The sequence below is a fragment of the Pseudomaricurvus hydrocarbonicus genome (assembly GCF_011602365.1).
Taxonomy (GTDB): domain Bacteria; phylum Pseudomonadota; class Gammaproteobacteria; order Pseudomonadales; family Cellvibrionaceae; genus Pseudomaricurvus; species Pseudomaricurvus hydrocarbonicus.
Map to the genome: position 1 here is coordinate 150545 of NZ_JAAONZ010000014.1, position 13127 is coordinate 163671.

A 13127-nucleotide genomic window follows, 5' to 3' on the forward strand; every position below is an offset into this window, starting at 1 on the left:
TGTTGACTATAGTACAGCATAGGAAATAGCCAATAATAGTGTGACCTGTATGCCTATGCGTAAGCCGTCAAACACAGAGTCAGAATTTGTCCTGCGAGATTCGGGAGATGCTTTTTCGTTCATGGGTGACGCCCCTTCCTTGAATGGAAAAGCGGCTGCGGCCCCGTCAGGTGACGGAACTGTACTTAACGAAGAGCCTCTTGGCGGCGTTTTACTAAACGGAGACTCCCCGCCGGAGGAAGCCGACGCTGACGACATTCTTTCGTCAGATTCGCACCTGCACGCCTCTCAATTGCGAGACAAGCAGGAAGCGCTGCGGCTGTTGAGGCGGCAATTGCAGGGTTTTTATCGCAAAGATGAAAGCGAAGTGGTGACGGGCTTGTTGGGCGTGCTGGCCTGCGATCCGGAAGTATCAGAGGAGAAGAGCGTCGAACGGGTTCAGGCTAAGGCCCGTCAATGGGTCGAGGGTATTCGCAGTGCGCGATCCTCCAAGAATGGCATCGACACCCTGTTGAATGAATTTTCTTTATCCTCCGATGAAGGCATTGCCTTGATGTGTCTGGCAGAAGCATTGCTGCGGGTGCCAGACCGCTACACGATGGATCGATTGATTCATGACAAGCTGGCCAAGGGAGACTGGTCCTCGCACCTTGGCAAGCGTGACTCCTTGTTTGTTAACGCTTCGATCTGGGGGCTTTTGTTAAGCGGGAAGCTGGCGAGCTATAAGGTGTCAGAAGAGGGTGAGTTCACGGAAGGCACAGCGGGTGCTCAACGGTTGCAACAAGCTTTACAAAATACCTTGGCGCGTTTGGGGGCTCCGGTGTCCCGTTCGGCTTTACGGTCAGCGATGCAGTTGATGGGATCGCATTTTGTAATGGGTAAAACAATTCGTCAGGCAATCAGCAAGGCGGATCGCGAAGAAGCAAAAGGCTATCGTTATTCATTTGATATGCTGGGCGAGGCAGCCCGAACCCAGCATGATGCGGACCGATATTGGCAGCGCTACAGTGACGCGATTCGGGAGCTGGGTGAGAATGAGCTGCAGAAAAATTTTGGTTCCAGAGTCGATCCGATCAGCAGCGCCGGTATTTCTGTCAAGCTTTCGGCTCTGCATCCCCGTTATCAATTCTCGCAACGCGAGCGCGTACTGGCGGAACTTCTCCCCAAGCTTAAAGAGCTGGTATTGCAGGCAAAAAGCTACAACATCAGTTTAACCATTGACGCTGAAGAGGCCAGTCGCCTGGAATTATCGCTCGATATCATAGAGGCAATAGCCAAAGACCCGGATCTCGGTGATTGGCTGGGTTTCGGGTTGGCCATTCAGGCGTATCAGAAGCGGGCCGTGGTGCTTGTCGAGTGGGTTCGGGCGCTGGCACAGCTGGTTCAGCGCAAAATGGTTGTGCGATTGGTAAAGGGAGCTTACTGGGATTCCGAAATCAAATGGACCCAGGAATTAGGGGCAGAGGATTATCCTGTGTTTACGCGCAAAGTCGCGACTGATGTGTCTTACCGGGTTTGTGCCCAAAAGTTATTGGGCTATCGGGACGAGCTGTATCCTCAATTTGCAACTCATAATGCCCGCACGGTCGCAACGATTCTGGAAATGGATGATCGTTTTGCCGATGACAGACGCCAGGGGTATGAATTTCAGCGCTTGCACGGCATGGGTGAAAAACTTTATGAGCAAGTTATGGCTCAAGAACATGTGCCTTGCCGCATCTATGCGCCGGTTGGAGAGCACGCAGACCTTTTGGCGTACCTGGTCCGACGCTTGTTGGAGAATGGTGCGAACAGCTCGTTTGTGAATCGGGTACTTAATGACAAGGTTTCCATTAGCGTGCTGCTGGAAGACCCTCTGGAAGTGCTGAAGGCGGGCCCGGAGCTGCGTCACCCGGATATTCCTTTACCCATTAATTTATATCGTCACAATAAAAACGGACGCCAAAATTCCCATGGACTGGATTTAACAGACCGACGCACTGTGTTTTTATTGAAAGATAGATTGCAGAGCTGGTGGCATGAGCAGCAATCAGACACAGTGCCTGTTCTGCATGATTTGGCGAAAGCAGATTCTGTGGCTACCCGCTCTAGTGTTGATGACGCTAAAGGCGTTGTTGATGAGGCTAAGGGCTTTAATAGCGCTGAGGGCTCAGGTAACGCTGAGGGCTCAGGTAACGGCAGTCGTTCATTCAACGATGACTGGGCTGTAAATCCGGCAAATCGATCACAGCGAGTCGGTTTCTGCCCCCAGGATGATGTGGAGGCACTCGGACACAAAGTAGCGTTGGCTGAGCAGGCTTTTTCAGCGTGGTCCTCTATGGGGATAAAAACCAGGACACAGTGTATTCGGGATCTTGCAGATGCGCTGGAAAGCCAACGTCACAACCTGCTTGGGTTGTGTATTAAGGAGGCCGGAAAGACCCTTGCAGATGCGATTGCTGAAGTTCGTGAAGCCGTCGATTTTTGTCGTTATTACGCGGAGCAGGCCGAAGATTTAATGCCACGCAAAGGCATTCAGCCCCGCGGGGTCATTTTATGCATAAGCCCCTGGAATTTCCCACTGGCGATTTTTCTGGGGCAAATTTCGGCCGCTTTAGTGACTGGAAACGCAGTCCTTGCCAAGCCTGCAGAGCAAACCCGTTTGATCGCGATGGAAGTGGTGAAGATCATGAAGCAGTGCGGTCTTCCTGACAATGTTGTTCAATTATTGATGGCTCCCGGCCAGGTGGTGGGGGACAGGGTGTTGCCGGATAAGCGTATACAAGGTGTGATGTTCACCGGCTCTACGGACACTGGGCGGACACTGGCCAAAGCCCTGGTGGAGCGAGAAGACGTTGGAATCCCTCTGGTTGCGGAAACCGGTGGTCAAAATGTCATGATTGTGGATTCCACGGCACTGCCTGAACAGGTGGTGGACGATGTCATTATCTCTGGTTTTCAGTCAGCGGGACAGCGCTGTTCGGCCTTAAGGGTTTTGTTTTTACAGGATGAAGTGGCCGATGACATTATTCACATGTTATCCGGCGCCATGCGTGAGCTGACCATAGGCGACCCTGCGCTGATTCAAACCGATGTTGGTCCGGTTATTGATGGCGCCGCGAAAGCGCGACTGCAGGCGCATTGTGAATATTTGGACAGTCTGAGCCCCGACAACCAATTGTTGGAGGATCAATCTATCCAGACCGGACTGTCGGTTGATCCATTAACCGCGAAGGCTTGGGCAAAACGTTTGTATCGTTGTGAGCTGCCCAAAAATGACAACGGGACATTTTTTGCTCCGCATTTGTACGAGTTGTCAGACTTATCGGTACTGGTGGAAGAGGTATTTGGTCCTGTGGTGCATGTGATTCGATACGCAGCACAAGACCTTGGCAAACTCATCGACAAGGTAAATGATTTGGGTTATGGCTTAACCATGGGGTTACACAGCAGAATCGATTCGGTGGCAGAGTATATTTTTTGTCGTGCCAAGGTGGGCAACATTTATGTGAACCGAAATATGATTGGGGCCGTCGTGGGTGTACAGCCGTTTGGCGGGAGAGGGCTTTCCGGAACCGGTCCTAAAGCAGGAGGCCCCCAATACCTGAAACGTTTGGTGCGTTTTTCCGTCAACGATTTTAATGACGGTGAAGAGCAGCATGTGCGTGAGGATGGGGAAATGGCGGAGAAGTGTGTGCAAGATGAACATGTTGCACCGCGTTTACTGGCTTGCCGGGAATGTGTTCTGCGCTGGCAGGAGATGGACGATGACTGGGCAAAAGAATTGTTGGCAGAAGCCTTGCCCGAAATCCGTCAGCTGACGGAGCTGATCGGTTGTGGTCGGCTTAATTCCAAAACATTATCCGGCCCTGCCGGAGAGCTTAATCAGCTCAGATTGGAAGCCAGGGGGAATGTTGCTGTAGTGTTGGCAGGATCGTCGAGTATAAAAGATGCGCTGGTGAGCACCATGGCTGCGTTACTGGTTGGTAGTCATGTCACATTGATGATTGACTCGGCTCACGAGTGCCAGCTTGAATCCTTGTTGTGTCATTGGCCTGCTTTGGGCAATCGGCGTTCTATCACCACAAGGCCTGATGCTGAGCTGCAAAAAACATCCCCGTTACCTACCATCTATCTGGAATCATCCTCCGAATTACAACCGGTTTGCGTTGCTCCGGAGATTCAGGCAGTGATGGTGATAGGGCCTGATGAACTGCAACAAAGTATTCAGCAATGGCTGACGATTCGGGAAGATGGATTGATCCCGTTAATTGGCTGTGAGCCTGTTGAGCAGCGCCTGCTGAGACTGATGGTAGAGAAAACAATAACGATTAATTTGTCCTCTGCGGGTGGCGATGCTGCGTTGATGTCATTGGCCTTGTAAGCACAACGATTCAGGGGGAAACGGGTGGCCGGTAAGTTCTTCAATGGCGGTTCAAGCATGCTTACGGCTAATGGTTCTGCATTATGTTGGTGAATGACAGATATACGCCAAATGCCTTAACAAAAATGCCAATATTTCTCGCTGGCCTGGTTTGCGCTATCGAGTTGAAATGACTTCCTTTAGACTCATTTTTACGAGAGCTTCTTTGGCTGCAGAGTCAGCTATCGAGGTGAAAATAATAATACACTGCACACTCATTCAGAGGTGATCATCATGTCAGAGAGTAACGCATCGACAAACAGTACTGCAGAAAGCACCGATTCCCCTGCCAAAGCATCGGGCAACAGGGAGCTGGGCATCATTGTGTATGGTGCCACGGGTTATACCGGTCGACTGGTGTGCGAATACCTGAACCAGCAATACGGCGTTAATGGCGACGTGGTTTGGGCCATGGCCGGTCGCAGCCAGCAAAAGCTGGAGAGTGTGCGTGACGAGATGGGTATCCCGACCGATGTACCGCTGGTGATTGCTGATGCCAGCCAGCCTGAATCGATTATTGCCATGGTTAAGCGCACCAAGGTGGTGTTGACCACGGTAGGGCCTTATCAGTTGTACGGTTCAGACCTGGTGCACGCGTGTGCGGCCGCTGGCACCGATTACGTGGATCTGTGCGGAGAGCCCGCCTGGATGCATGGAATGATTGCGGCCCACCGCGAGACCGCCAAGACAAGTGGGGCGCGCATCGTCTTCTCTTGCGGGTTTGATTCTATACCTTTTGATCTGGGAACTTATTTTCTGCAGCAAACCGCCAAAGAGCAACTGGGCGGCCCGGTTTCCCGGGTTAAAGGGCGGGTGAGAGCCATGAAAGGAACGTTTTCCGGTGGTACGGTTGCCAGTTTTAAAGCCACCATGGAAGCCGCTGGCAAGCAGCAAAGCCTGGTGAAATTGTTAACCAATCCATTCTCCCTGACAGAAGGCTTTATCGGACCGCAGCAACCGTCAGGCATGAAGCCAGTGTTCGATGACGAGCTCAATAGCTGGGCCACCACCTTTGTGATGGCCACCATCAACACCAAAAACATTCACCGCTCAAATTATTTGCTGGGACATGAGTACGGAGAAGATTTCGTGTATGACGAGATGATGATGACCGGACCCGGTGAGCAAGGGGAGTCTTTGGCCAACACTCTGGCAGATATGGATGTCTTGGCAGACAACCCGCTCAAGCCTGGTGAAGGACCGACAAAAGAGGAGCGGGAAACAGGCTTTTACGATGTGGTCTTTGTGGGCATTAATGAGCAGGGGGCGAAGGTGACGGTGTCTGTTAAAGGGGACAAGGATCCCGGCTACGGTTCCACGTCTAAAATGATAGCCGAAAGCGCGGTGTGCCTGTTGAAAAACCCGGGGGCCGCGTCTGGCGGTATCTGGACGCCGGCGTCGGCCATGGGCGCTCAGCTGATCGAGCGTTTAGAGAGCAATGCCGGTTTGACCTTTGCGGTTGAATAGGGGGGCGAGCACTCGAGTTGCTACCCTGCTTGCCCCCAAATGCACTGTTGATGGCGGCGGTTAGGCTGCCGTTAAGTGGAGGTCAGTAAACGTTCAATAAGTTCGATAAAGGTGTTGCACGGCGCTCCGCTCGTGGGCACTGAATTCCGTGAGCGGGGGCAGGGAGGCGTTTGTGGTCGAATATCAGGAAAAATGTCAGCTTTATGAAGGCTTTAATGGCCTCAGAGGGCGTTTTCCTATACCCTTGCACCCCTTGAATTCAGTGGCCTCAGAAGTATTTTCCTGCTATGCGTCGTCAGGACTTTTTCTACGAACTCCCCGATGAGCTGATTGCTCGTCAACCCGCGCCCGAACGCCGGGGCAGCCGCTTGCTGCGCCTGGAGGGCGAGACCGGCTCCATCCAGCACGGTCAATTTCCCGATCTGCTCAACTGGCTGAAACCCGGTGACCTGATGGTTTTTAACAACACTCGTGTGATTCCCGCACGGGTGTTTGGTCAAAAGCCTACCGGAGGTCAGGTGGAAGTCCTGGTCGAGCGGGTCATCGATAGCCATCGTGTTCTGGCCCATACGCGTGCCAGTAAATCCCCCAAAGTGGGAACCGCCATTATTTTGGAGGACGGCACGGAATTGATGGTCGTTGCCCGTCACGAAGCGCTTTTTGAATTGAAATTTCCGGTCGATCAGCCGGTTCTGGAGGTGTTGGAACGTATTGGCCATATGCCATTGCCGCCTTATATCGACCGGGACGATGTCGATGACGACCGCGAGCGCTATCAAACGGTGTATAGCGATCAAAGTAAAAAGGGCGCGGTGGCGGCGCCGACGGCAGGCCTCCATTTTGATGAGCCGTTACTGCAACAGCTAAAAGCCAAAGGTATCCAGATTGCGTTCGTCACCCTTCACGTGGGGGCTGGCACTTTTCAGCCCGTGCGAGTTGACAACATCAAAGAGCACCAGATGCACAGCGAAATTATGGAGCTGGATGAAGAGGTGTGTGCGCTGGTCAAAGACACCAAGGCCGCAGGCGGCCGGGTCATTGCGGTGGGTACAACCAGTGTTCGCTGCCTGGAAACCGCCGCTCAAAATGGCCAGCTGAGCCCGTATCAGGGCGAAACCAACATTTTCATCTACCCCAGTTACCAATATAAGGTGGTGGATGCGCTGGTGACCAATTTTCACCTGCCGGAATCCACCTTGTTGATGTTGGTGTCGGCGTTTGCGGGCTATCGCAATACCATGGCGGCGTACGACGAAGCGGTCGCTGAGCGCTATCGCTTCTTCAGTTATGGTGATGCCATGTTCATCACCCGAAACCCCAATGCTACCACTGAGGAAATTTGTCGTGAGTGAGGCTGAAGTAAATTCAACTGCAGACCAACAGTCTGCGAACCCCCCCCAGTCCAGTGATCCTGCTTCAACGACTCGCGAATGTTTTATGGACTTCGAGCTGGACACCACAGAGGGCAGGGCCAGGCGAGGTCGCCTGAAATTTCCGCGGGGTGTGGTTGAGACTCCTGCGTTTATGCCAGTAGGTACTTACGGCACAGTTAAAGGCATGTTGCCTCGTGACATTGAGGAGATCGGGGCTCACATCATCCTGGGCAATACCTTTCACTTGATGTTGCGGCCGGGCACTGAGGTCGTCAAGGCCCATGGCGATCTGCATGACTTCATGCAATGGAAAGGCCCCATTCTGACCGATTCCGGTGGTTTTCAGGTGTTCAGCCTGGGCAAAATGCGCAAAATTACCGAGCAGGGCGTCACCTTTCAGTCCCCCATCAATGGCAGCAAGGTCGAGCTGAACCCCGAGATCGCTATGCAGGTGCAACGCGACCTGGGGTCCGACATTGTCATGATCTTTGATGAGTGCACCCCATACCCGGCGACGGAAAAAGAAGCTCGTGACTCTATGGAGCTGTCCTTGCGCTGGGCGAAACGCAGTAAAGACGCTCACGGTGACAACCCTTCTGCATTGTTCGGGATTGTTCAGGGGGGCATGTACGAACATCTGCGTACTGAGTCACTGCAGGGCCTGACTGAGATTGATTTTGACGGTTACGCCATTGGTGGTTTATCCGTGGGTGAGCCAAAGGAAGACATGATTCGCGTGCTCGATCACCTGACCGGTGAAATGCCGGCCGATAAGCCCCGATACCTGATGGGGGTGGGTAAGCCGGCGGATATCGTTGAAGCCGTGCGTCGGGGTATCGACATGTTTGACTGTGTGATGCCCACCCGCAATGCGCGCAACGGTCATTTGTTCACCAGCGAAGGCGTGATTAAAATCCGTAATGCCAGGCATCGCCACGATACCAATCCACTGGATGCGGATTGTGATTGTCACACCTGTTCAAATTTTAGCCGCAGCTACCTGCATCATTTGGACAAATGCGGTGAGATCTTGGGGGCTCAGTTGAATACCATCCACAATTTGCGCTTTTATCAAAACGTGATGTCCAGCTTGCGCTCAGCGATCGCAGAGCACCGTTTGGATGATTATTTGCAAGAGTTTTACGGTAAGCAGGGGCTGGAAGTTCCTCCTCTTTAGGTTTGTCGGCACCTGTTTGTCACGTTTAGACCTCATAATGGCGGGATTTACGGTGGTGTTGGCTTTAAATCTGGGTAAAGCATTGTAAATTTAACTTGCTGCCCATATGTCTTGATGAACCGTCTGTACTAAAGTGGCGGTTTTTCAGAATAAAAATTCATATCTCAGACAAGCTAGGCTCATAGGCCATTTGGAAATTTGTATGTTGAATCGTTACCCCTTATGGAAGTACCTGCTGGTTCTGATCGTCGCTGCTCTCGGCGTGATCTATTCAGCACCAAACTTATATGCACCCGATCCAGCGGTGCAAATATCAGGAAATTCGGGGGCAACGGTCATTGATGAGCGCACCTTAGCCATGGCAACCAAGGCTCTGGATGATGCGGGTATCCAGTATTTTGGCGAAGAATCCAATGGCAAAAGTGCGCTGCTGCGCCTGAAAGACACGGAGCAACAGCTCGCTGCCAAGGAGGCGATTCAGCGCTCTTTGGGGTACAACTATGTCGTCGCACTGAATCTGGCACCCACCACACCAGAGTGGTTGCGCAGTTTTGGCGCCGAGCCTATGAAACTGGGGCTGGACCTGGCTGGTGGTGTGCACTTCCTGTTGGAAGTCGATACCAAATCTGCGGTCGCCAAACGTTTGGAATCCTCAGTCGATGAAATGAAGTCAAAGCTGCGGACAGCCAAGATTCGTTACCAATCTGTGACTTTGAGTGATGATAATGTGGTAACGGCTGCGTTTAAAACCGCTGAGCTGCGAGATAATGCCGATGCTGAGTTGCGCTCGGAATTCCCCACGCTGTTGCGCGAATCCAAGGATGAGCCGGGTCGCTTCCTGATCAGCCTGACCATGTCTGAGCAGGCCATCAATGAAATTGAAGATTATGCGGTCAGCCAAAACCTGACCACGCTGCGTAACCGGGTCAATGAGCTGGGCGTGTCGGAGCCGATCGTGCAGCGTCAAGGGAGTAACCGGGTCGTCGTTGAGTTGCCTGGTGTACAGGATACCGCCGAGGCCAAACGTATCATTGGTAAAACCGCTAACCTGGAATTCCGTCTGGAGGCAAAACCGTCAGAGCTGGTGACCCGTAAAGAGGCGTTCCCTTTCCGCAGTGAAATGGATCAGCGTCGTTGGGGTGACGCTTTTCTGGAGAAAAAACTGATTATCTCCGGGGATCATGTGGCGAATGCGCAATCGAGCTTCGACAGCCAGACCAGCCAGCCCCAGGTTAACATCACTCTGGACAGCTCCGGTGGCACTAAAATGCACCGCGCTACCCGCAGCAACGTGGGGCGCCGCATGGGGGTATTGTTCATCGAGTATAAAACCCAGATGGACTACAAGTTGAATGAGGCCGGTGAGCAGGTGGCGGTACCCACCCAAATCATTGAGAAGAAGATCATCAGCCTGGCGACTATTCAGAGTGCGCTTGGCGTTCAGTTCCGTATTACGGGCCTGGATAATACCGCCGAAGCGTCTGAGCTGGCCTTGTTGTTGCGTGCTGGTGCCTTGGCCGCGCCGATGTACTTTGTGGAAGAGCGTACCATTGGCCCATCTTTGGGGGCAGAAAACATTGCTGTCGGGGTCAAGTCGGTTCAGATCGGTCTGGGCCTGGTGCTGATCTTTATGTTGGTTTATTACCGTGTCTTCGGCCTGGCCGCCAATATTGCCTTGGCGCTGAACCTGTTCTTATTGGTCGCTTGTATGTCGCTTCTGGGGGCGACGCTGACCCTGCCGGGCATTGCCGGTATTGTCTTAACGGTGGGTATGGCGGTGGATGCCAATGTGCTGATCTTCTCCAGGATACGCGAGGAATTGGCAAATGGCATGCCGCCACAGTCGGCGATTAATGCGGGTTACGATCGGGCTTTTACCACCATTTTGGATGCCAACCTAACCACCCTGATTGTTGCCGTCATTTTGTACGCGATTGGCTCGGGTCCCGTGCAAGGTTTTGCCGTCACACTCTCGATTGGTATTTTAACCTCCATGTTTACCGCCATTGTGGGTACCCGGGCACTGATTAACCTGATTTACGGTGGTCGTAAAAACCTCGAGAAGCTGTGGATCTAACTGCATAGCTTTTGGGGGGATAGAAAATTTAAGTGACTGGCCTTTCCGCCGACGAATTCGGTGGAGGGGGCGGCGAAAAGATCTGGTTCATTGCCTGTAGACGCAGTCCAGGTCCTAAAGCTCGACAAAATGGATAGAGATGAAATGGCAAAAGAAAAGAAAGTCATTAATTTTATGGGGCGGCGCAAATTAGCAGCTGCTTTCTCAGTAATCCTGTTAATTGCATCCGTTGCTTCTTTGGCGATTAACGGTCTGCAATTTGGCCTGGATTTTACCGGGGGCACTCAAATTGAAGTGGGCTACAAGCAGCCAGCAAACTTAAATGAAGTGCGGGAGCAGCTCTCTGCAGCCGGATTTGAAGGCGCGACGGTGGTCTTTTTCGGGGCGGAGACCGATGTACTGATTCGCTTGCAGCGTGGTTTCGAGCCCGGTTTGGGGGATGAAATTCTGACAGCTCTGAATCGTGGTGCGGAGTCCGATATTGAGTTGCGCCGGGTTGAATTTGTAGGTCCTCAAGTGGGAGAGGAATTGCGGGATGAAGGTGGCCTGGGGATGTTGTTTGCCCTGGCTGTGGTGATGCTCTATGTGGCGATGCGTTTCCAGTTTAAATTCTCCATCGGTGCGGTGGGGGCGTTGATTCATGACGTCATCATTGTCTTGGGCTTTTTCTCACTCCTGCATATCGACTTTGATCTGACCGTGTTGGCGGCTGTTCTCGCGGTGATTGGTTACTCCCTTAATGACACCATCGTTGTATTTGACCGCATTAGGGAGAATTTCCGCAAGTTGAGAGGGGTTACCTCGCTGGAGGTGGTGAATACATCCTTGTCACAAACGCTGGATCGGACTCTGATCACTTCTGGCACCACGATGTTGGTGCTGCTCGCGCTGTTTTACTACGGCGGCGAGATGATTCATGGGTTCGCAACAGCCTTGCTGGTGGGTATCGTAGTGGGTACCTATTCCTCTATCTACGTGGCCAGCAACATCTTGTTGAGTATGGATATCAGCAAAGAAGACTTAATGCCGCCAGTGAAAGAGGGTGAAGAGTTTGAAGATGTGCCCTAAAGTCGGTTGGGCCTGATTCTTTACTGTTGCTTCTTGGTCGCAGTTTAGAAGCATTTAATTCCAGGTAATCTTAAGAAGCGTCGCTCAGTAGAGTAGACGCTTTTTTTATGCCATAAGGTTTGTGCTCTGCCCATCTCTCGGTGGGTGTGATGCCCGATATAGGGCATTAGAGTTAAGCTCATAAGGTATCTGCCGGCGGCCCTCCGTCAAGAAAGGATTCATTTCGGAGCAGAAGGCCGCAAAACACCCTGTATTCATTTTTTTATCTGCAAAATAATAAAAATTTATCACGCGTCTTTTTGGTGCGGGCTAATGCGCCAAGTTGGCCGCCTTGTCTATCTTGGGGCGTTTGTGTGTGTGCTGTGCTTGGGAGGCCCACAAAAACGGCCTTACTGCCTTGGCACGCACTTTGCTATATGTATAAATATAAAAATAACGTTTCACCTTGAGCAATACCCGTTTCAGCCGGGCAGTGGAAAAGCTGATGTTGTATTTAGTATTTTGGAGAAATGTTATGAAATTTTATTCTAGACGTGTGATCAAGCCGAACGACCTAAACCCTTCCAATGTTTTGTTTGGTGGCGCTCTGTTGAGCTGGATTGATGAGGAGGCTGCTATTTTTGCGGGCTGCCAAATGAAAACTCACCGTCTGGTAACCAAGCTGATATCTGAAATTAATTTCACCAGTTCTGCCAGAAGTGGCGATGTTATTGAGTTTGGTTTGTGTGTGGCCGATGTAGGGCGAACTTCCTTGACCGTCAAATGCGTTGTTCGAAACAAGGCAACCCATGAATCCATTATTGAAATCGAAAAAATGGTGTTTGTGGCAATGAGTGAGGACGGCGTACCTGAGCCTCATGGTGCGGTAGTGGATTCAGCCATTGCGGCATAGTGGTCAATGTGATTGACCTTTACAAAATTTAAATGTGCCCTTGTGCGGTTGGCCGGGGCACAGAATACCGACTCTCTCTGAGCTTGCGCCCTGCTTGCAGGGCCTTTTTTAAGACTTTAGACGTGTCACGGTGCGGTTGGCCGGGGCACAGAGTACCGACTCTCTCTGAGCTTGCGCCCTGCTTGCAGGGCCTTTTTTAAGACTTAGACGTGTCACGGTGCGGTTGGCCGGGGCACAGAATACCGACTCTCTCTGAGCTTGCGCCCTGCTTGCAGGGCCTTTTTTAAAATTTAGACGTGTCACGGTGCGGTTGGCCGGGGCACAGAATACCGACTCTCTCTGAGCTTGCGCCCTGCTTGCAGGGCCTTTTTTAAGACTTTAGACGTGTCACGGTGCGGTTGGCCGGGGCACAGAATACCGACTCTCTCTGAGCTTGCGCCCTGCTTGCAGGGCCTTTTTTAAGACTTTAGACGTGGCACGGCGCGGTTGGCCGGGGCACAGAATACCGACTCTCTCTGAGCTTGAAGCCCTGATTTTCAGGGCTTTTTTTTGGTTCATCGCGGATTGGCGTGAAAAGGTAGGAGACGACGGTAAAACCGGTTAGTTTTGAGTTCGCCAAAACAACAAACCCAACCGACTTACCGCCGCCTTATGAATGCTAATCTTCTTGC

The 13127-nt window shown here is 52.1% G+C and carries 7 protein-coding genes; all 7 read left to right on the forward strand.

Annotation, left to right across the window (positions count from 1 at the left end):
* Positions 1–49 precede the first annotated feature (49 nt).
* The gene (gene putA / locus G8770_RS16590) at positions 50–4363 is read left to right on the forward strand and encodes a bifunctional proline dehydrogenase/L-glutamate gamma-semialdehyde dehydrogenase PutA (RefSeq protein WP_167189331.1); all 4314 of its coding nucleotides are present in this window, start codon (positions 50–52) and stop codon (positions 4361–4363) included.
* A 273-nt stretch (positions 4364–4636) separates the two neighbouring features.
* Entirely contained in the window at positions 4637–5869 is a 1233-nt protein-coding gene (locus G8770_RS16595; RefSeq protein WP_167189334.1) for a saccharopine dehydrogenase family protein, read from the forward strand.
* A gap of 287 nt (positions 5870–6156) precedes the next feature.
* Positions 6157–7221 carry a tRNA preQ1(34) S-adenosylmethionine ribosyltransferase-isomerase QueA gene (gene queA / locus G8770_RS16600; RefSeq protein WP_167189337.1) on the forward strand — a complete coding sequence of 355 codons (1065 nt, stop codon included), beginning with the start codon at positions 6157–6159 and terminating at the stop codon, positions 7219–7221.
* 85 nt (positions 7222–7306) lie between these two features.
* Positions 7307–8419 (forward strand): tRNA guanosine(34) transglycosylase Tgt, encoded by a 1113-nt coding sequence (gene tgt / locus G8770_RS16605; protein ID WP_167189373.1) that lies wholly within the window; start codon positions 7307–7309, stop codon positions 8417–8419.
* Between the two features lie 202 nt (positions 8420–8621).
* A complete protein-coding gene (gene secD / locus G8770_RS16610; RefSeq protein ID WP_208022319.1) occupies positions 8622–10496 on the forward strand; it encodes a protein translocase subunit SecD in 1875 nt (624 codons plus the stop codon).
* Between the two features lie 144 nt (positions 10497–10640).
* Complete coding sequence (gene secF / locus G8770_RS16615) at positions 10641–11564, forward strand: protein translocase subunit SecF (protein WP_167189340.1); 924 nt, start codon at positions 10641–10643, stop codon at positions 11562–11564.
* A 484-nt stretch (positions 11565–12048) separates the two neighbouring features.
* Positions 12049–12456 (forward strand): acyl-CoA thioesterase, encoded by a 408-nt coding sequence (locus tag G8770_RS16620; RefSeq protein WP_279537178.1) that lies wholly within the window; start codon positions 12049–12051, stop codon positions 12454–12456.
* Positions 12457–13127 lie beyond the last annotated feature (671 nt).